Origin of the sequence: Arthrobacter sp. zg-Y895 (assembly GCF_020731025.1) — a bacterium.
In the GTDB taxonomy this organism is placed as follows: domain Bacteria; phylum Actinomycetota; class Actinomycetes; order Actinomycetales; family Micrococcaceae; genus Arthrobacter_B.
In genome coordinates this window covers 567,637-586,721 of the sequence record NZ_JAJFZY010000004.1, presented here as the reverse complement: position 1 = coordinate 586,721, position 19,085 = coordinate 567,637, and the positions used below count along the sequence as shown (strand labels likewise).

Below are 19,085 nucleotides of genomic sequence, written 5' to 3'. Positions count from 1 at the left end.
CCGGGCCGCCTCCCACACATTTTGGGTTCCGGTCACAGCGGACGGTTGCTCAGACAGCGTGGGTCGCGAATGGAGCAAAGGAGCACCATGCGAAGGTCCATGTCCTGGGCATTGCCCACCACCGTCCTTCTGGTCCTCGGAGCCAGTGGCTGCGCGCCGGAGGGAAGCGGGGGAGGAGAAAACGCAGACGGGGGATCGATCACCGTCGCGTACCAGAAAACCAGTGCGTATACGCAGGTTGACGCACTGATGCAGCAAGCCAAGGAAGACTTCGAAGCGGCTAACCCGGACGTCACAGTCAACTTGGAGCCGATCGAAGCAGAGGAAAACGACTACGCCACCAAGTTGTCCCTGATGCAGCGGTCCCCGGACACCGCGCCGGACGTCTTCTATGAAGACAGCTTCAGGGTCCGGCCGGACGCGGAAGCGGGCTATCTGCTGGCGCTGGATGACTATCTTGCCGAGTGGGAAGACTGGGATACCGGCTTCATCGAAAGCGCAAAACAGGCCGGACTCGGATCCGACGGCAAGACCTATGCAGTACCGATGGGGACTGACACCCGCGCGCTTTGGTACAACAAAGTCGTCTTTGAACAGGCCGGCCTGCCGGTACCCTGGGAACCCCAGACCTGGGAAGACATTCTGGCCGCGGCAGAAGCGGTAAAAGCAGCAGATCCCGACGCCGTGCCTTTCAATATCTATTCCGGCACCGGCATGGGTGAAGCAGCGTCGATGCAGGGCTTCGAGATGCTTCTCTATGGCACGGACGACACCCTTTACGACACTGACGAAGGCAAGTGGATTGTCGGTTCGCAGGGCTTCAAGGACTCCCTGCAGTTCATCTCCGACGTTTACACCGGTGGGCTGGGACCCGACGTCGCGACAGCCCTTGATTCCACCTATTACCAGCAACTCAACGGCGAGTGGTACCCGGAAAACAAAGTGGGCGCCTCGATCGACGGTTCATGGATTGCCGGGAACTGGCTCGAGGACGGTCCGACCCCCTGGCCCGAATGGTCCGAGGTGATGGGGGTAACACCGATGCCCACCCAGGACGGCGGTGAGCCGGGCGCCACCAGCATGTCCGGCGGCTGGACCCTCGCGGTCGGCGCCGGGACCCAGGATCCGGACCTGGCCTTCGACTTCATCAGCACCGCTCTGAACAAGGACAACAGCCTGTCCTACAACGTGAACGCGTCCCAGGTTCCGGTGCGCAGCGATGTCGCGGAAGATCCGGCCTTCACCGAATCCAGTCCGGTCAGCGGATTCTTCAGCGACTTGGTGGAAGTGACGCACTACCGCCCCACCACTTCCGACTACGCAGAGATCTCCGGGAATATCCAGCAGGCCATGGAAGCGGTCATGACCGGCGAACAATCGGTGGACGAGGCTGCGGCGGCATATGACGAAGCCGTCACTTCCCTCGTAGGCGAAGAGAATGTCAGCCGGGGATGACAACCACTCCCACCCAGCCGGTGCAGGAGCGGGGGCCGCGCCATCCGGTGCGGTCCACCGTTCCTGCCGGGCGGCGTCACTCCAGGGGACGCTCGATCCGGCGCGCCGTCCCCTTGGTGCCGGCCGTCGTCCTGCTGCTGTTGTTTATGCTCGGTCCGGTTCTGTGGTCCATTTGGGGTTCATTCACCAATGCGGCGCTTTCGGGCAGAGCGGCTTCCGAACCCCGTTTCATCGGTATCGACAACTACGTGGCGCTGCTGACGGACCCGGACTTCCCGAACGCCCTCTGGCTGACCGTTGTTTTCCTGCTGGTCTCGGCGGTCATCGGCCAGAACTTCCTCGGCCTGGCGTTGGCATTAATGACTGCCAACGCACCGAAAATGGTCCGCTCGATCGTTGCGACGACGGTGGTCACAGCCTGGGTGCTGCCGGAAATTGTTGCCGCCTTTGCCTGCTACGCATTTTTCAGCAGCGACGGAACACTGAACGCGCTCACGGGCCTGGCCGGGCTTGAACCGGTTGAATGGCTTTTTGCCTATCCACTGGCCGCCGTGGTGCTCGCGAACATCTGGCGCGGGACGGCGTTCTCGATGATGATCTACGAAGCCGCCCTGAATGACGTTGCCCCTGAAATCACCGAGGCAGCCGTCATTGATGGTGCCGGCGGCTGGAAACGGCTGGCCTTTGTGACCATCCCGATGATCCGCAACAGCATCTCGACGAACCTCATGCTGATCACCCTGCAGACGCTGTCCGTGTTCACCTTGATTTTCGTGATGACCAGCGGCGGCCCGAATCAGCGCAGCACCACGCTCCCACTGTTCGCCTACGCTGAAGCGTTTGGCCTGGGGAAGATCGGTTACGGCACCGCCATAGCGACGGTGATGCTGCTCCTGGGGGCGGTTTTTTCCTTCCTCTATATCCGTATCCTCAAGCCGGGAGGGAACGCATGAGCGCCGGGACCGCCACCACACAACGCCGTGCGTCGAAGGCCGCAGCCTCCGGTGTGCTGCTCGCTATTGCGGCCTGCTTCCTGCTGCCGCTGGCCTGGCTGGTTCTTGCCTCTCTCGATCCCGGGGCGAGTGCGTCGCTGGCGATGCCCGAGCGGTTTTCGCTGGCGAATTTCTCCGCGGTGCTGACGCCGGGACAAACCCTGTGGCCGCTGTGGAACAGCTTCCTGCTCTCGGCCGGATGCGCTGTGATCACCGTCCTTGCTGCCGTCCTCGCCGCGTATCCGCTGTCCCGCTACCAGGCCCGCTACAACAAGCCTTTCCTGTACGGGGTGCTGTTCGGCACGGGGCTGCCCATCACGGCCATGATGGTCCCGGTGTACAGCATGTTCGTCCGGCTGGGGCAGCTCGACAGTGTGCCTCCCGTTGCGCTCTTCATGGCTGCAACGTCCCTTCCGATGGCCATCTGGATGACCAAGAACTTCATGGATTCGGTGCCCGTGAGCCTGGAGGAAGCGGCGTGGATTGACGGGGCCAGCTCCATGAAGGCGCTCCGCACCGTCGTCGTACCCCTGATGCGGCCGGGTCTGGCGGTGGTGTTCATCTTCGTGTTCATCCAGGCATGGGGAAACTTTTTCATCCCGTTCATCCTGCTGCTGTCCAGCCACAAGCAACCCGCGGCCGTCACCGTCTTCAACTTCTTCGGGCAGTACGGGAGCGTTGCCTACGGAGAGCTGGCTGCCTTTTCACTGTTGTATTCCCTGCCCGTGATCGTTCTCTACGTCATCGTCACCAAGGGCATCGGCGGGTCCTTCGCCACCGCCGGAGCGCTCAAGGGCTGACCCCCGCGCGCCGGCCTCCCTCCTTACCAGCCTCGAAAGGCAGCACTCCATGCACTATGACGCCACCCTTGTTGAAGCCCGCGTCCGGCGGTTCCGCGGCGAACGGCTCGTACCGGCCCTTTACCGCCGCACCGAGCCTCTCGATCTGGCCTTCTGGGAGGTTCCCGATGAACCCGTACCCTTCGCCACCGCCGTCGGGCAGCAGTTCCTCCCGGCCCGGCACGGCATGGTTTGGGGCAAGCCCTGGGGCACGGTGTGGTTCCACGCGGAAGGTAAGGTGCCCGCAGCCTGGGCGGAGGAAAAGGACACCCGCGCCGAGCTCGTTGTCGATCTGGGATTCACCGCCCAGCAGCCCGGGTTCCAGGCTGAGGGGACCGTCTATTCGTCCTCGGGGACCATCATCAAGGGGGTGGAACCGCTCAACCGCGCGGTCCGGCTCGACGTCGGTGCGGGCGGCGAAATCGACCTCTTTATTGAAGCAGCTGCCAATCCGAATGTTGCCCAGGATTTCCTCTTCATCCCGACACCCTATGGGGACAAGGCGACCGCCGGGGATGCCCGGCTGTACCGGTTGGCGCAGATCGAGGCGGGGCTCCTCGACCTGCCGGTATGGGAACTCCAGCAGGACGTAGAGGCATTGATGGGACTCATGGGGGAGCTGCCCGAGTCTTCGCAGCGGCGCGCAGAAATCCTCCGTGCCCTGGACCGCATGGTGGACGCCATGGACCCGGATGACGTGTCCGGGACCGCCGCCGTCGGCCGGCGCATCCTCCAGCCGGTGCTCGCTCAACCCGCCGCGGCAAGCGCTCACCATCTGCACGCCGTCGGGCACGCGCACATCGATTCGGCCTGGCTCTGGCCGACGCGGGAGACGGTCCGCAAGGTGGCGCGCACCTTCTCCAACGTCTGCGACCTTATTGATGAGAACCCGGACTTCGTTTTCGCGGCGTCGTCGGCGCAGCAATACGCCTGGCTTAAGCAGTCCTATCCGGAGCTTTTCGCGCGGGTGAAGGAAAAGGTCGCCGCCGGCAGCTTCGTTCCAGTGGGCGGTATGTGGGTCGAATCTGACACCAACCTTCCGGGCGGGGAGGCACTGGTGCGGCAGTTTGTGGCAGGCAAGGGGTTTTTCCTGCGGGAGTTCGGGATTGACTGCGAGGAGGTCTGGCTGCCGGACTCCTTCGGCTACTCCGCTGCGCTGCCGCAGATCATGGCTGCAGCCGGCGCACGCTGGTTCCTCACCCAGAAAATTTCCTGGAATGAAACCAACAGGATGCCGCACCATACCTTCCGGTGGGAGGGAATCGACGGGTCCCGGATATTCACCCACTTCCCGCCGGTCGATACCTATAATTCGGACCTGGGCGGCGCGGAACTCGCGCGGGCCGAGCGGCAGTACGCGGAAAAGGGCAACGGGACGACGTCGATGGTTCCCTTCGGCCACGGCGACGGCGGCGGCGGGCCCACCCGGGAAATGATCGCCGCTGCGCGCCGCACCCGGTCCCTCGAAGGGTCTCCCACCGTTGAGCTGTCCAGCCCGCGCGCCTTCTTCGAGGCCGCCGAGGCGGAGTATGCCGAGCCGCCGGTCTGGTCCGGTGAACTGTATTTGGAATTCCACCGCGGCACCTACACCTCCCAGGCCAGGACCAAGCGCGGCAACCGGCGCTCCGAGCACCTGCTGCGCGAGGCGGAACTGTGGGCGGCAACCGCTGCTGTCCGGGCGGGGGCGCCCTACCCTGCGGAGGAGTTAAGGAAGGCCTGGGAGACCGTGCTTCTGCAGCAGTTCCACGACATTCTGCCGGGTACATCCATCGCCTGGGTATATCAGGAGGCCGAGCGCAACTACGCCGAGGTGGCTGCCACACTGGGAACGATTATCGAGGCGGCGGCGCATGAGCTCCTGGGTCGCGGTTCGGTCGCAGCAGTGCTCAACGCATCCCCTTATCCAGTAGCGGGAATAGCTGCTTTCGGTGCCGGGCCCGAGCCCGCTCCGGAAAAGCGGAACGTGTCCCGGGCCGGGGACGGGTTCGTCCTTGAAAACGATGCCGTCCGGATCTTCGTTGACCAAGCCGGGCTCATCCGCTCGATGTACGACAAGATTGCCGACCGGGAACTCGTTCCGTCCGGTTCCGCCGCCAACTTGCTGCAGCTGCACCGCGACACCCCGACGCAGTGGGATGCGTGGGACATCGATGAGCACTACCGCCGGAACACCGTCGATCTGGTGGACGTATCCGCCCTGGAGATCGTGGACGGTCCCGCGGGCACGGCGCTGCGGATCGAGCGCACGTTCAATTCCTCGCAGGTGGTCCAGTACCTTTCCCTCGACAGCCGGGCGCCGCGGCTGGAGATCAGCACCGAGGTGGACTGGCACGAACAGAAAAAACTCCTCAAACTCGCCTTTCCACTGGATATCCATGCCGAACGCGCGACGTCGGAAATCCAGTTCGGGCATATCCATCGGCCGACGCACGCGAATACCTCCTGGGATGCGGCCCGTTTTGAGACAGTTGCCCACCGCTGGGTCCACGTCGGGGAGCCCGACTACGGGGTGGCGGTAGCCAACGATTCCACCTACGGGCACGACATCACCCGCTCTGCACACTCCGGCCGGGCCACCACCACAACAGTGCGGCAGTCACTCCTGCGGGCACCGGTGTTCCCTGACCCGGCGGCGGACCAGGGCACCCACCGGATGGCGACCTCAGTGGTTCTGGGCGCAGGCATCCCTGAGGCCGTTGCTGAGGGGTACCGGCTGAATCTTCCCCTGCGCACCATCGGCGGGGTGGAACGCACAACGGTGGACCCCCTCGTGCGGCTGGACAACCCGGCCCTGGTGGTGGAAGCGGTCAAGCTGGCGGAGGATGGTTCCGGCGACGTTATTGTGCGCGTTTACGAGGCCCACGGGACGAGGGCGCGGGGGACCCTGACGGCCGATTTCAGCCATAACGGCGTCACGGAAACCGATCTGCTGGAGCGCCCCCGGGAAAGTTCCGCGCTCCGGCAAAGCGACGTGAACAACACCGAGCTTGTGCTCCGGCCGTTTGAGCTAGTCACGCTAAGATTTGGTGTCCCCGGCCGGTGAGGTCGACACGTCCAACGGAGGTTGTGCCCTGAGCGCTACACAGCGAGCCGCGATCCGCCGGGGCACGAACCTTCCGCGGATGGGCGGGTTCAACCAAACAGTGGTCCTCGACGCGATCCGGCGCTCTCCCAATGGGCTCAGCCGGGTGGAGCTGGCGAATATTTCAGGGCTCTCCGCACAGACACTGTCCAATATTGCGCGCCGTCTGCTGGACGAGGGGCTCATTCTCGAGTCGGGAAAGATCCAGCTGGGTCCCGGCAAGCCGAGGACACTCCTCACACTCAATCCCTCGGCACGCTTCGCTATCGGTGTGCACCTTGACCCGGCTGTCATCACCACCGTGATCCTCGACCTGAGCGGGCGGGTGGTTTCCCATTCGACGCGGCGGACGCCGCAGCCGATGGATGCCAGTGCCGTGATCAGCGTGATGGTGGAGGCGGTGTCGGACCTGCTCACGGAAACCGAAGTGGACGCACGGCGCGTGCTGGGCGTCGGCGTCGCCTCGCCCGGGCCAATAGATTCCGACCACGGCATTGTGGTCGATCCGCCGCACCTGCTCGGATGGGAACGGGTTCCGCTGCGGAAAGCGCTCAGCACGGCCACGGGCTTCCCTGTCGTCCTCGAAAAGGACGTAGCCGCTACGGCGATTGCAGAAATCTGGGGCAGTCACAGCGAGTCGCCGGAAAACTTCATCTTCGTGTACCTGGGCACCGGCATCGGCATGGGGCTTGTCTCCGGCGGTGCGGTGCTGAGGGGGACGAGCCAGAACGCGGGGGAGGTGGGGCACATCGTCGTCGACCCGGACGGGCCGGTGTGCTTCTGCGGTCTGCGGGGCTGTGTGGCCGTGACGTGCATGCCGCAGAACCTGGTTGAGGAAGCCGTCCGGGCCGGCGTCCATCGGGGGCCGGTCGACAAAACGGACCCTTCCGCCGTCGAGGAGGCTTTCCTGGAGCTCTGTGCGAAAGCGCGCCGGGGCGATTCCGGTGCCGGAACGATCATCGACCGTTCGGCGACGCGCGTGGCCAAGGCCGTCTCGGTGTTGACCAATGCCCTGGATTTCGACCGCGTGATCTTCGGCGGTCCGTACTGGCCGATGCTCTCCGAGACGTATCTTGCCTTGGTGCCGGCTGCCCTGCGGAAACTGACCGTAGCTCCACATGCCTCGGACATCCGGGTAGAGGGGACGGCGTTCGGTACAGACGTGGGAGCCATCGGTGCTGCCTGTGCGGTGTTTGATAATGCTTTTTCGCCGGACACCCGGAGCCTGCTGCTGCAGCACTGACCGGGGATGCCAGATGCAACATGACGACCCACCACGGCCTACGATTCCGCCCCACCCGGCGCCACAGCGTACCCTTGTCACTGTGAAAACCTTCGAAGACCTCTTTGCCGAGCTGAGCCAGAAAGTTCAGGACCGCCCCGCCGGGTCACGCACCGTGGCCGAATTCGAGTCGGGCGTGCATGGCATCGGTAAGAAGGTTGTTGAGGAGGCCGCCGAAGTGTGGATGGCCGCCGAATACGAATCCGATGCCGAATGCGCCGAAGAAATCTCCCAGCTGCTCTACCACCTCCAGGTCCTGATGCTGGCCAAAGGCCTGACCCTGCAGGACGTCTACAAGCATCTCTAGCCGCGCGCTGACCCATCAGCGTGTGGCCCGCCGGTTGAACTACTCCCTAATTCAGCGAAAAAACTTCCAGCGAAAGATGCTCCCATGCTCCGTGTAGCCGTACCCAACAAGGGTGCCCTGTCCGAATCCGCCTCCGCCATGCTCAACGAGGCGGGCTACCGCCAGCGCCGCGACACCCGCGAACTGGTCATGGTGGACCCCGATAACGACGTCGAATTCTTCTTCCTCCGCCCCCGGGACATTGCCGTCTACGTCGGCGCCGGCACGCTCGACGTCGGCATCACCGGCCGCGACCTGTTCCTGGACGCGCAGGTGGACGCCGAGGAACTGATGAACCTCGGCTTCGGCGCCTCCACGTTCCGCTTCGCCGGCCCGGTGGGGGACTTCTCCTCCATCGACCAGCTCGAAGGCAAGCGCCTGGCCACCAGCTACGACGGTCTGCTGCGCTCCTACCTGTCCGAACGCGGCATCAACGCCTCCGTGGTCCGGCTCGACGGCGCCGTGGAATCCTCGGTGCGCCTCGGCGTCGCCGACGCGATTGCCGACGTCGTCGAAACCGGCACCACCCTCCGCGCCGCCGGCATGGAAATCTTCGGCGAACCGATCCTGAAGTCCGAGGCCGTGCTGATCGGCCGCAAGGGTGCCAGCCCCGCCGGCGTCGACGTGCTGATCCGCCGCCTGCGCGGCGTCCTGGTGGCACGCCAGTACGTGATGATGGACTACGACGTCCGCAAGGATCTCGTGGACGAGGCCGCCGCGCTGACCCCGGGCCTGGAATCGCCCACCGTCTCCCCGCTGCAGAACAGCGACTGGGTGGCCGTGCGCTCCATGATCAAGAAGTCGGACACCAACCGGATCATGGACGAGCTCTACGACATCGGCGCCCGTGCCATCCTGGTCAGCAGCATCCACGCCTGCCGGATCTAGGGAAGGGGACACGCCATGAGTGTTGCCATCCGCGTTATCCCCTGCCTGGACGTCGACGCCGGACGGGTGGTCAAGGGGATTAACTTCGAAGGCCTGCGCGACGCCGGCGACCCGGTGGAGCTCGCGCACCGGTATGACCGTGCCGGCGCCGACGAACTGACCTTCCTCGACGTCACCGCCTCCTCCGGCAACCGCGACACCACGTTCGACGTCGTCGCCCGGACCGCCGAAGAGGTCTTCATTCCGCTGACCGTCGGCGGGGGAGTACGCACCATCGCGGACGTGGACCGGCTGCTGCGCTACGGCGCGGACAAGGCCTCCATCAACACCGCCGCCGTCGCCCGCCCGGACGTGATTGACGAAATCACCCGGCACTTCGGCTCGCAGGTGCTGACGCTGTCCGTGGATGCCCGGCGCACGCACGACGGCGCCACGCCGTCAGGCTTCGAGGTCACCACCCACGGCGGGCGCACCGGGACCGGAATCGACGCCGTCGCCTGGGCGAAGGAAGCCGCCGACCGCGGCGTGGGGGAGATCCTGCTGAACTCCATCGACGCCGACGGCACCCGCGAGGGCTTCGACATCGAGATGATTCGGGCCGTCCGCGCCGCAGTCGACGTGCCGCTCATCGCTTCCGGCGGGGCAGGCAAGCCGGAGCATTTCCCGGCCGCCGTGATTGCCGGGGCCGACGCCGTCCTGGCCGCCTCGGTGTTCCACTTCGGCCCGGACGATGCGATCCACCAGGTCAAGCAGGCCATCCGCGACGCCGGGTTCGACGTCCGCTAGCAGCTGCCGGAAGCCCCTCACGGTCGGCCCCGGCCGTGAGGGCGCGCGGGGCCGCTTCTCATCTGCTGTGAGCGCGGATGAATGTGGCATGCTCGCGTCCATGACTATGCCAACACGCCTTCGGCACGCCGAAGTAAGCGATCTGCCTTTCATCCTCCGCCAGGAGCGCGAGTACATGGAGACCATCGAACCTGACGCACTCCTGGGGTGGCTGACAGTTCTCGACCAGAACCTTGAACTCTGGATCGATTGCCTTCCCAACACGCTCTTCTGCGTTGATGAAGACGGACACCCGCTCGGGTATGTGATGTGGAGCCTCGACGGTGACACCGCGACCCTGGTCTCGATCAGTGTCCTCGGCGGCCGTCGTCGCCAAGGTCTCGGGCGGCTCCTTCTGGATGCGTTCGAGCAGAAGGCCAGCTCAGGCGGAGCCCGCGTTGTGGAGATCGGCGTGTACCGAACCAACCAGGCTCACCTGCTCTACCAGGGCGCGGGCTATGAGGCCACGGGCCAGGACGGCGAATATGTGCTGTTCACCAAGAAGCTCAGCACCGCCGACGAGGATAACCGGGTATTGCTGGGGTGAGCGCGTAGGGATGCATAAGCGCTCGAGCAGGGCCTAAGCCCGGGTCTGGACGAGGTTGGCGAAGGGCAGCCTGCCGTATAAACGGACAAACTCCGCCTGGTACTTTGCGAGGGCCGGGTTGAGCGCGTCGGGCGGCAGTTCCTTCCACGCCACCAGAAGGTCCTCTGCATCGAGCAGCTGCCAAATCAGCCGACCGTCCCAGTGCCCCGGCGGCTTTCCCCTGCCGAAGTCCACGAATTCGGAGATCTGCCGTCGCAGACCGCGGTTGCCCTGGCTGCCGGCGCTGGCCTTGCCGAGAAACAGCACGTCGGCATCCGCCACCCACTCGGCGGCGAGCTCATCACGGGACAGGGTTGGCTTCTTCTTTTTGAACACCCCGGCCGTGCTTTCCTTGCGGAACCGCGGTTCGAACCCCTCGGGCCGCAGCACGGCGAAAATGCCCTGACGCTGCGGGATCCGGTTGATGTCCAGACCGTCGATGGGCCGGAAACCGGTGAAGCCGTCATCCTTGAGTGATTTCTTGTTCAACGGTTTCGGGTTCCTTGCATCGAAGCGGGGCGGGTGCCCACCAATGATATCGGGACGCCGCGGCGGTCTCACTCGGTAACCTTCGTGTTCACAGGCCACAATGGGGTCCTGACACTCCACGAAGGGATAAGCGTGCGCTCCACCGCCGGACCCGGCCTGCTTTTTGTGCTGGTCTGCGCCATGGGCGCCGGCCCGATGATGAACTACGGGCTCTCCGCCACCAGCACGCTGATCATGGCGGACCTGCGGATCAGCGATGCACAGTTCGGACTTCTGGCCGCCACCTGTTTCGCCGGAGCAGCGGTGTCCTCCATGTGGCTGGGCCGGCTGAGCGACCGGATCAGCGCCGGCTCCCAGCTGCTGATCATCTTCGGCGGCACCGCCTTCGCCCTGGGCTTCGCCGGCTTGTCCGGTAACTATTTCTGGCTGCTGGCCGCCGTGCTGCTTTCCGGCCCGGCGCAGGCCATCTCCAACCCCACCACGAACCGGATCATCATCCACGCGGTCGAACCAGGTAAACGGCCCGGCTGGATGGGGATCAAGCAGTCCGGCGTGCAGGCCAGCCAGCTGTTCTCCAGTCTCTTCTTCCCGGCCGCCGCCCTGATCGCCGGATGGCGCGGGGCCGCCGTCGGCGCCGTCGTAGTCCTGCTCCTGCTGCTCGCGTACGCGTGGTTCCGGCTGCCGCCCGAACCACGGCTCCCTGCACCGCGCGCTCCCGGGCAGCCCGCGGACCGGAAGTTCCCCGCCGCGGTCTGGCTGCTGGCCGCGTTCGCACTGTTTTCCGGCGCCGGCATGCAGGCCACCAATGTCTACCTGCCCCTGTTCGCCCAGCGGGAGATCGGCTTTTCGCTGCTCATGGGCGGTGTCACGGCGGCGGTGGCCGGCGTCGTCGGCGTGACCTCCCGGGTGCTCTGGGGGCGGCGGATGGCCGACGGCGTCCGCGCCTCCACCCTGCTGCTGATCCTGGCTGCCGGTGCGGTCTGCGGTGCAGCCCTGCTCCTCGCTGCCGGACAGACCGGAGCGCCCGCGCTGCTGTGGTCCGGCGTCGTCTTCCACGGTGCTTCCGTGCTCGGCGTGAACGTGGTGGTGATGGCGGGCGTCCTGCGCGAGGTTCCCCGGGAGCGGGTGGGCGCGGCGTCCGGAGCCGTCTCGCTGGGCATGTACTCCGGTTTCGCGCTGGGCCCGCTGGCCATGGGCCTGCTGCTTCAATACTCCGGCGGCTTCCTCGCCGGATGGCTGTCCATTGGCGCGGCTTACCTGGTCTGCGGCGGCATCGGTCTGGCATACCGGCGGCTGGGCTCAAACCGGGCCGGATCCGCCGTCGTCGGCACCCCGCGGAAATAAACGACGCCGGATCGGACTTGTGCTTTAAGTGCCCTATGGCACTGTTCCCCCACAGCTTGGAGAAATATGACAACCGCACGCGCCTACGCAGCCACCTCCGCCACCGATCCGCTGGTGCCCACCACGATCGAACGCCGCGAGGTCGGCCCGCATGACGTCCTCATCGACATCGCCTATGCCGGTGTCTGCCACTCGGACATCCACACCGTCCGCGGCGAATGGGGACCCATCGCGTACCCGCAGGTCGTCGGGCACGAAATCGTAGGCACCGTCGCCGAGGTCGGCACCGACGTCACCGCCCACAAGGTCGGCGACCGCGTAGGTGTGGGCTGCATGGTCAACTCCTGCGGTGAATGCGAAAACTGCCAGGCCGGCATGGAGAACTACTGCCTGAACGGCAATGTCGGTACGTACGCCAGCAAGGACCGCGACGGCACCATCACCCAGGGCGGCTACTCCACCTCCGTCGTCGTGAATGACGGCTTCGTGCTCCGCGTTCCGGAAAGCATCCCGTACGAAGCAGCCGCTCCGCTGCTCTGCGCAGGCATCACCACCTACTCACCCCTCGCACACTGGAACGCCGGGCCGGGCAAGCGGGTCGCCGTCGTCGGCATGGGCGGCCTCGGCCACATGGCCGTCAAGATCGCCGTAGCCATGGGCGCCGAGGTCACCGTGCTGTCCCAGACGCTGAGCAAGCAGGAAGACGGCCTTCGTTTCGGTGCCGAGCACTACTACGCCACCAGCGATGAGAGCACGTTCGAGAAGCTCGCGAACACGTTCGACCTGATCATCAACACAGTCAGCGCGCCGATCGACCTGCAGCAGTACCTGTCGCTGCTGCGCCTGGACGGCACCATGGTCAGCGTGGGTGCTCCGCCCGAGGCACTGCCCATCTCGGTCTTCACCCTGATGAGCAAGCGCCGCTCCTACGCCGCGTCGAACATCGGCGGCATCAGCGAAACCCAGGAAATGCTGGACTTCTGCGCCGAGCACAACATTGCCCCCGAGATCGAGCTGATCAAGGCCGAGGACATCAACACCGCCTACGAGCGTGTGCTGAAGTCCGACGTCCGCTACCGGTTCGTCATTGACTCGGCGACTATCTAATCCGTTAGTTGACAGCAGAGGCGCCCCTCCGTTTGGCGGGGCGTTTCTGCGTTAAGGTGTAGCCAGGTTTGGTGCGGGCAACGGGGATGTAAGGGCAAGGTGGGTACCGGAGGAAACACCATCCGTGTAAAGCCGGCGTAAACCGCCGTAGTCACTGCCCGCCTATAATTGGGCACATGCCAATTTTGCGTCTCGAGGGCGCCATCTACGAACACCTGCCCGTCCCGCATCATGGAGCCGGACTGTGAGCGGGGGACTCGTCGCCCTGCTGGATGACGTTGCCGCGCTTGCACGCATAGCCGCGGCTTCCGTGGATGACATTGCTGCCGGAGCCGCGAAGGCGGGAGCCAAGGCTGCCGGCGTCGTCATTGACGATGCCGCCGTGACCCCCCAGTACGTCTCCGGTGCCGACCCGTCCCGTGAACTCCCGATGATCAAGAAGATCTTCTGGGGCTCACTGCGGAACAAGCTGCTGATCATCCTGCCGGCACTGCTGCTGATCAGCGCCTTCATTCCGGGAGTGATCCCGTTCATTCTCATGCTGGGCGGCACGTACCTCTGCTACGAGGGCGCGGAGAAGGTCTGGCACAAGTTCTTCGGCCACCACGAGGACAAGGAGGCGCCGGCGGTAGAGCGGGGGCCCGGCGCCGAGTCCAAGGTGGTCAAGGGAGCCATTACCACCGACTTCATCCTGTCCTGCGAGATCATGGTCATCTCCATGAACGAGGTGGGCGATGCGTCCATCTGGGCCCGCGCCGCCATCCTCGTGGTTGTGGCCATTGCGATCACCATCCTCGTGTACGGGGCCGTGGGGCTGATCGTCAAAATGGACGACATCGGCCTGCATCTCGCCAAGAAGGAATCGGCAGGCTCTCAGCGCCTCGGCGGACTCCTGGTGAAGGGCATGCCCGCCGTGCTGGCAGCCATCACCTTGGTCGGAACCGTCGCCATGCTCTGGGTGGGCGGTCACATCATGCTCGTCGGTGCCTCCGACCTCGGCTGGCACGCACCGTACGACCTGGTCCACGCCCTTGAACATCCGGTAGCCGGTATTGCGGTTGTGGGCGGCATCCTGGGCTGGCTCGTGAACACGCTCTGTTCGGCCATCGTCGGACTGGCCTGGGGCCTGGTTGTCATGGCGATTCTGCACCCGCTGAAAAAGGTCCTGCCCTTCGGCAAGAAGGACGGACATGAAGACGCTCAGGCCAGGGCGGCAGCAGCCGGGCACAGTTCGGGGAAACCCGACGCCGACCCCGCCGGCTAACCTGGACTCCTGTCTCAGGGGCGGCCTCCTTTTGCTGAGGGGGCCGCCCCTTTTTGCGTGCGTGCGGGTTCTCTACAATCCAGTTGCAGACCAGGCAGCGTCAGGACCGCTCTCCACGCCGGAATGTGACATGCGTGGTGCCGCTCGGTGCTGACTCCGAGGTGACCTGACAGTCCGATTCCAGTCCGCGCAGGTCATCCCAGAGCCGCACGCCGCGTCCCAGGATGATGGGCGCAATGCCGACGTGGAGGTCATCGACGAGACCTGCCCGAAGAAAGTCGCGCACGGTCGACGCGCCCCCGCCGACCCGTATATCTCCGCCGCCGGCGGCCGCGGCGGCAGTATCCAGCGCCTCCTCGGGTGTTGCCGTGAGGAACTGGAAAGTGGTGCCTCCCGCCATCTCGAGCGGCTGCCGCGGCTCATGCGTCAGCACATAGACGGGAACATGGAAGGGCGGGTCCTCGCCCCACCATCCGCGCCAGTCCGGGTCATCAGGGTTCGCATGCAGCCCGAACATGCCTGCGCCCATGATCTCCGCACCGATGTCCTCGAAGTAGCGCTCGGCATAGCGGTCGTCGACGCCGGTGGTTCCCTCGCCGCTTTCGTCGTGCAGCACCCGCTGACGGAAGGTGCGGGTGGCGGCGTACGCGGCGGTGAGGCGCCCCCAGTCGTCGCCGAACGGGTTCTCCGGAGTCTGGTCGGTTGTCGTGGCGAAGCCGTCGAGCGAGATATTGAGGTCAACGCGTACACGGCTCATAGCCATCTCCTGGGGGTGAGGGTACTACGACGCCGGACAACGGTGCCTGGGCGCAGCACCAGATTCGCTTCCGCCGGTAGTTCGGCACACCCCCAAGATCCGGAAGGGGCAGGACGGTTGTCAATACCGGTGACCCGCAACCGGGTGGCGCATGCGAAGTCGCTGCCGGCAGCTGGGTCGCCTACGGGCTGCGCAGCGCAGGAATCTGCACAAACTGTAGGAATCTGGACAAAGTGGAGGAAAACGGGCTTCCGCCGCGGAAAGCAACCAGGCCCCAGCGCCGGAAAGCAGGAAGGGCGCTCCGCAAACGCGGAACGCCCTTCCAACAACTAAAACCTAAAGCCCGATTTCCGCGCTCTCCAGCAGCGCGACGGCGTCGGGCTGGCCCTCGTACATCACCAGGGCATGCCCGGTGCGGCCGTGGGCGTGCAGCAGCAGCTCGCAGGGTTCGCCGACAATCGCCACCGAAACCGGAGCGCGCTTGGCCACATGCCGGGGGCCGTCCGGACGGACCAGCACAATGCCCAGGTCCACGCCGCGGTACAGGATGGCCGCGCGCTTGATCAGTTCGGCCCAGAGGGCGTCCGAATAGTCCGAGTCCAGGGCACGCGGCGCCCAGCGGTCGGAGGCACGCCGAATGTCCTCGGTGTGCACAAAGTACTCGCTGAGGTTGGCGCTGTTGTCCACGGATTTCAGGTGCATGGGGGAGAGCCGCGGCGGGCCGGCACGGAAGGCGCGGACCAGCTTGGCATAGCTCTCAGTAGTGGACGCCTTCTGCGCGGTTTCCTCCAGCGCCTTGTCCGCGCGCGCGGCAAGGGGCTTGATGAACGTGCCCAGGGCAGCACTCATCCGGTGCTCGCGCAGATAGAGGTGAGCTGCGAGCTCCTTGGTCTGCCACCCCTCGCAAAGCGTGGGTGCATTGGGCCCGGCTGCAAGCAGCGTCTCGGCCAGGACTTCACGGGACGGATCAACAAAATGCATCACTGCTGAAACTAGCATGGAACCCGGTCTTTCGCCGGGGCTGCAGCCCCAAAAGAACGTGTTGGGCGGCGTTTTTCCGCCGGGCAGTAGAATCGGTAGCGATGCTTCCCACACCTTCCCCCCAGAATCCGCCGGCTTCCCTCGATCCCGAGCTCAGCGCGTCATTGAAGCGCGACGACGCCGGGCTGGTGGCCGCCGTCATCCAGCAGTACGACACGAACCAGGTCCTGATGCTCGGCTGGATGGATGACGAAGCCCTGCACCGCACCCTGACCTCGGGCCGGGTGACCTTCTGGTCCCGCTCCCGCCAGGAGTACTGGCGCAAGGGGGACACCTCCGGACACGTGCAGTGGGTGAAGTCCGTAGCCGTTGACTGCGACGGCGACGCACTGCTGGTCCGCGTAGACCAGGTGGGGGCGGCCTGCCACACCGGCACCCGCACCTGCTTCGACGGCCGTGAGCTGCCCGCCGTCGTCGGCGCCGCATAGACCCGCTCCACCCATCTCTTAGGGAAGAAGTAGGAACACCACCATGCAGGATCTAGGAGCCATCCGCCCCACCCTGGAGGAATTCCGGGCCCTGGCCGCCGACCGCCGGGTGATTCCCGTGCGCCTGACGGTCCTGGCGGACGCACACACCCCCATCGGCATCTACCGCAAGCTCACCAACGGCGAGGCCGGCACCTTCCTGATGGAATCGGCCGCGTCCGGCGGCGTCTGGTCCCGGTATTCCTTCATTGGCGCCCGGTCCCGCGCCACCCTGACCACGCTGGACGGCAAGGCGCACTGGCTCGGCGAACCGCCCGCCGGCGTCCCCGTGGACGGCAGCCCGGTCGAGGCCCTGGCCCGCACCGTGGAGCTGCTGGCCACCGACCGTTTCGACGAGCTGCCCCCGTTCACCTCCGGCATGGTCGGCTTTGTCGGCTGGGAAACCGTACGGCACTGGGAGAAACTGCCCAACCCGCCGGCAGATGACCTGGACCTGCCCGAGATCGCGATGAACCTGGTCTCGGACATGGCCATCCACGACAACAGCGACGGCACCGTCACGCTGGTGGCCAACGCCATCAACTTCGACGGCTCCGACGAACGCGTGGACGAAGCGTGGCACGACGCCGTGGCACGCGTCCGCACGATGCTCGGCCGGCTCGCCGCACCCACCCCGCAGGCCGTGTCCGTGCTGGCGCCGGGAACCGCCGTCGATGTCGCCGCCAACGTGAAGGAAAGCTGGCCCAAGCCCGAATACACCCGGGCGGTGGAGCGCGGCAAGCAGGCCATCGTGGACGGCGAGGTCTTCCAGGTGGTCATCTCACGCCGCTTCGAGGCCGAATGCCGGGCCGAGGCGCTGGACGTCTACCGGGTGCTGCGCACCACCAACCCCAGCCCGTATATGTACCTGTTCAATTTCGAGGACGCGCACGGCAACCCGTTCAACGTGGTGGGCTCCTCCCCGGAAGCGCTCGTCACCGTGACCGGCCGGGATGTCATCACGCACCCGATTGCCGGCTCCCGGCCCCGCGGCAAGACCTCCGAACTGGACCGGGCGCTGGCCGAGGAACTGCTGGAAGACGAGAAGGAACGGGCCGAACACCTGATGCTGGTGGACCTGGCCCGGAACGACCTGTCCAAGGTCTGCCGCCCCGGCAGCATCGACGTCACCCAGTTCATGGAGGTGGAGCGGTTCAGCCACATCATGCACCTGGTCTCCACCGTCGTCGGCCGGCTCGCAGACACGTCCACCGCCTATGACGTGCTCGCCGCGACGTTCCCGGCCGGAACGCTGTCCGGCGCGCCCAAACCCCGCGCCCTCCGCCTGCTGGACGAAGTGGAACCGCACCGCCGCGGCATTTACGGCGGCGTCGTGGGCTACCTCGACTTCGCCGGAGATATGGACATGGCCATCGCCATCCGCTCCGCATTGCTGCGCGACGGCAAGGCATACGTCCAGGCCGGCGGCGGCATCGTCAACGACTCGGACCTCGAAGCCGAAGCGCAGGAAACCGTCAATAAGGCGGCCGCGCCACTGCGGGCCGCCCTCCTCGCCGGATCGCTGGAGACCGTCCCGGCACCTCCCGCCGAAACCGACGCCGGCACCATCGCACAGGAAGCAGACAAGTGAGCACCACCACCCCCCGCTGGCAGCGCAAGGGCATCGTCATCATGGCGACCGTCCTGCTGGCGGCACTGGCCTTCGGCACCACCACCCGCACCTGGCTGAACGTCACCCTGCCCGCCGCGAACGTCGTCACGCCCGACGTCGCCGTCTCGGGCAGCGATGCCGCCACCGCCGTCACCGCGTTTGCCGTGGTGGGAGTGGCCGCCGCCCTGGCCGCAGGAATCGCCGGGCGGATTGCCCGCTGGATCATCGGCGTCATCATCGTGGTTTCCGGCGTGGGAGTTGCCGCAGCAAGCTCCCGGATCATCGCCGACCCCCTGCAGGGGGCGGCCGGAGCCATCGGCAAGGCCATCGGCGTCAGCTCCGCCGAGGGCACGCAGGTGGAACTGACACCCATGCCCTACGCCGCACTGGTCATCGGCATCCTCATTGCCCTCGCGGGTATCTGGCTCGCCCTCGCGGGCCGGCACTGGACGACGTCGCGCCGTTACGCCCCCACGGCGGAGCCGGACGGCGCGGCCACCGATGCCGATGCAGCCGGCACCGGCACCAGCCCGGATGCACGCAACCAAAAGGACGCCGGGGCAGGCCCGCCCGTCGATGAAATCGACAGCTGGGACCGGCTCACGCGGGGCGAGGACCCGACCGACCCCAAGTAGGTTTCCCCCACAGCCACCAGATTGCGCCGAACACCGGCGCAATATGTGAAAGGGTTTCCTCCCAGTAATGGCAG

The 19,085-nt window shown here is 65.7% G+C and carries 18 protein-coding genes; 15 read left to right on the top strand and 3 right to left on the bottom strand.

The genetic code is table 11. The annotated features are described in order from the left end of the window. The first annotated feature begins 87 nt into the window (after window positions 1–87). The 9 genes from LJ760_RS09420 to LJ760_RS09380 all read left to right on the top strand — a co-directional run bounded on the left by LJ760_RS09420 (window position 88) and on the right by LJ760_RS09380 (window position 10,256). Window positions 88–1,455 (top strand): extracellular solute-binding protein, encoded by a 1,368-nt coding sequence (locus tag LJ760_RS09420; protein WP_227922092.1) that lies wholly within the window; start codon window positions 88–90, stop codon window positions 1,453–1,455. Further along, on the top strand, window positions 1,452–2,408 hold the full coding sequence (locus tag LJ760_RS09415; RefSeq protein WP_227922090.1) for a carbohydrate ABC transporter permease: 957 nt from the start codon (window positions 1,452–1,454) through the stop codon (window positions 2,406–2,408). Before LJ760_RS09420 ends, LJ760_RS09415 begins: the two co-directional genes overlap by 4 nt. Continuing rightward, on the top strand, window positions 2,405–3,247 hold the full coding sequence (locus LJ760_RS09410; RefSeq protein WP_227922089.1) for a carbohydrate ABC transporter permease: 843 nt from the start codon (window positions 2,405–2,407) through the stop codon (window positions 3,245–3,247). The genes LJ760_RS09415 and LJ760_RS09410 overlap by 4 nt, the downstream gene beginning before the upstream one ends. 49 nt (window positions 3,248–3,296) lie before the next feature. Beyond that, the gene (locus tag LJ760_RS09405) at window positions 3,297–6,329 is read left to right on the top strand and encodes an alpha-mannosidase (RefSeq protein WP_227922086.1); all 3,033 of its coding nucleotides are present in this window, start codon (window positions 3,297–3,299) and stop codon (window positions 6,327–6,329) included. Between the two features lie 79 nt (window positions 6,330–6,408). Further along, window positions 6,409–7,611: an ROK family transcriptional regulator gene (locus LJ760_RS09400; protein ID WP_227922085.1), complete on the top strand. Its 1,203-nt coding sequence runs from the start codon at window positions 6,409–6,411 to the stop codon at window positions 7,609–7,611. An 82-nt stretch (window positions 7,612–7,693) separates the two neighbouring features. Beyond that, window positions 7,694–7,957 carry a phosphoribosyl-ATP diphosphatase gene (locus LJ760_RS09395; RefSeq protein WP_152218540.1) on the top strand — a complete coding sequence of 88 codons (264 nt, stop codon included), beginning with the start codon at window positions 7,694–7,696 and terminating at the stop codon, window positions 7,955–7,957. Between the two features lie 84 nt (window positions 7,958–8,041). After that, window positions 8,042–8,884 (top strand): ATP phosphoribosyltransferase, encoded by an 843-nt coding sequence (gene hisG, locus LJ760_RS09390; RefSeq protein WP_227922084.1) that lies wholly within the window; start codon window positions 8,042–8,044, stop codon window positions 8,882–8,884. 15 nt (window positions 8,885–8,899) lie between these two features. Continuing rightward, window positions 8,900–9,670 carry an imidazole glycerol phosphate synthase subunit HisF gene (gene hisF, locus LJ760_RS09385; protein WP_227922083.1) on the top strand — a complete coding sequence of 257 codons (771 nt, stop codon included), beginning with the start codon at window positions 8,900–8,902 and terminating at the stop codon, window positions 9,668–9,670. Window positions 9,671–9,770: 100 nt separating this feature from the next. Then, a complete protein-coding gene (locus LJ760_RS09380) occupies window positions 9,771–10,256 on the top strand; it encodes a GNAT family N-acetyltransferase (protein WP_227922081.1) in 486 nt (161 codons plus the stop codon). A gap of 33 nt (window positions 10,257–10,289) precedes the next feature. On the opposite strand, the gene LJ760_RS09375 is transcribed toward LJ760_RS09380, so the two are convergent. Continuing rightward, a complete protein-coding gene (locus LJ760_RS09375) occupies window positions 10,290–10,784 on the bottom strand; it encodes a hypothetical protein (RefSeq protein WP_227922079.1) in 495 nt (164 codons plus the stop codon). Between the two features lie 132 nt (window positions 10,785–10,916). Between LJ760_RS09375 and LJ760_RS09370 the strand changes: the two genes are divergently transcribed. The 3 genes from LJ760_RS09370 (at window position 10,917) to LJ760_RS09360 (ending at window position 14,499) form a co-directional block, all read left to right on the top strand. Next, window positions 10,917–12,128, top strand: coding sequence for an MFS transporter (locus tag LJ760_RS09370; protein ID WP_227922077.1), 1,212 nt, complete (start codon window positions 10,917–10,919; stop codon window positions 12,126–12,128). A 66-nt stretch (window positions 12,129–12,194) separates the two neighbouring features. Continuing rightward, window positions 12,195–13,235: an NAD(P)-dependent alcohol dehydrogenase gene (locus LJ760_RS09365; RefSeq protein WP_227922075.1), complete on the top strand. Its 1,041-nt coding sequence runs from the start codon at window positions 12,195–12,197 to the stop codon at window positions 13,233–13,235. A gap of 244 nt (window positions 13,236–13,479) precedes the next feature. Then, window positions 13,480–14,499 (top strand): DUF808 domain-containing protein, encoded by a 1,020-nt coding sequence (locus tag LJ760_RS09360; protein ID WP_227922073.1) that lies wholly within the window; start codon window positions 13,480–13,482, stop codon window positions 14,497–14,499. Between the two features lie 100 nt (window positions 14,500–14,599). On the opposite strand, the gene LJ760_RS09355 is transcribed toward LJ760_RS09360, so the two are convergent. Continuing rightward, on the bottom strand, window positions 14,600–15,256 hold the full coding sequence (locus tag LJ760_RS09355) for a dihydrofolate reductase family protein (protein WP_227922071.1): 657 nt from the start codon (window positions 15,254–15,256) through the stop codon (window positions 14,600–14,602). 336 nt (window positions 15,257–15,592) lie between these two features. Next, window positions 15,593–16,237 carry a TIGR03085 family metal-binding protein gene (locus LJ760_RS09350; RefSeq protein WP_227922799.1) on the bottom strand — a complete coding sequence of 215 codons (645 nt, stop codon included), beginning with the start codon at window positions 16,235–16,237 and terminating at the stop codon, window positions 15,593–15,595. Between the two features lie 101 nt (window positions 16,238–16,338). On the opposite strand from LJ760_RS09350, the gene hisI reads away from it, so the two are divergent. The 3 genes from hisI to LJ760_RS09335 are packed head-to-tail and all read left to right on the top strand — an operon-like array spanning window position 16,339 to window position 19,011. Then, a complete protein-coding gene (hisI, locus tag LJ760_RS09345; RefSeq protein ID WP_227922069.1) occupies window positions 16,339–16,725 on the top strand; it encodes a phosphoribosyl-AMP cyclohydrolase in 387 nt (128 codons plus the stop codon). A 43-nt stretch (window positions 16,726–16,768) separates the two neighbouring features. After that, window positions 16,769–18,355: an anthranilate synthase component I gene (locus LJ760_RS09340; protein WP_227922067.1), complete on the top strand. Its 1,587-nt coding sequence runs from the start codon at window positions 16,769–16,771 to the stop codon at window positions 18,353–18,355. Then, the gene (locus LJ760_RS09335; RefSeq protein ID WP_227922065.1) at window positions 18,352–19,011 is read left to right on the top strand and encodes a Trp biosynthesis-associated membrane protein; all 660 of its coding nucleotides are present in this window, start codon (window positions 18,352–18,354) and stop codon (window positions 19,009–19,011) included. Before LJ760_RS09340 ends, LJ760_RS09335 begins: the two co-directional genes overlap by 4 nt. Window positions 19,012–19,085: the final 74 nt, after the last annotated feature.

Excerpts from the sequence above, each read along its gene's own strand:
- LJ760_RS09420 (WP_227922092.1), top strand. The coding sequence starts at position 88 with ATGCGAAGGTCCATGTCCTGGGCATTGCCCACCACCGTCCTTCTGGTC.
- LJ760_RS09415 (WP_227922090.1), top strand. The coding sequence starts at position 1,452 with ATGACAACCACTCCCACCCAGCCGGTGCAGGAGCGGGGGCCGCGCCAT.
- LJ760_RS09410 (WP_227922089.1), top strand. The coding sequence starts at position 2,405 with ATGAGCGCCGGGACCGCCACCACACAACGCCGTGCGTCGAAGGCCGCA.
- LJ760_RS09405 (WP_227922086.1), top strand. The coding sequence starts at position 3,297 with ATGCACTATGACGCCACCCTTGTTGAAGCCCGCGTCCGGCGGTTCCGC.
- LJ760_RS09400 (WP_227922085.1), top strand. The coding sequence starts at position 6,409 with ATGGGCGGGTTCAACCAAACAGTGGTCCTCGACGCGATCCGGCGCTCT.
- hisG (WP_227922084.1), top strand. The coding sequence starts at position 8,042 with ATGCTCCGTGTAGCCGTACCCAACAAGGGTGCCCTGTCCGAATCCGCC.
- hisF (WP_227922083.1), top strand. The coding sequence starts at position 8,900 with ATGAGTGTTGCCATCCGCGTTATCCCCTGCCTGGACGTCGACGCCGGA.
- LJ760_RS09380 (WP_227922081.1), top strand. The coding sequence starts at position 9,771 with ATGACTATGCCAACACGCCTTCGGCACGCCGAAGTAAGCGATCTGCCT.
- LJ760_RS09365 (WP_227922075.1), top strand. The coding sequence starts at position 12,195 with ATGACAACCGCACGCGCCTACGCAGCCACCTCCGCCACCGATCCGCTG.
- LJ760_RS09355 (WP_227922071.1), bottom strand. The coding sequence starts at position 15,256 with ATGAGCCGTGTACGCGTTGACCTCAATATCTCGCTCGACGGCTTCGCC.
- LJ760_RS09350 (WP_227922799.1), bottom strand. The coding sequence starts at position 16,237 with ATGCATTTTGTTGATCCGTCCCGTGAAGTCCTGGCCGAGACGCTGCTT.
- hisI (WP_227922069.1), top strand. The coding sequence starts at position 16,339 with ATGCTTCCCACACCTTCCCCCCAGAATCCGCCGGCTTCCCTCGATCCC.
- LJ760_RS09340 (WP_227922067.1), top strand. The coding sequence starts at position 16,769 with ATGCAGGATCTAGGAGCCATCCGCCCCACCCTGGAGGAATTCCGGGCC.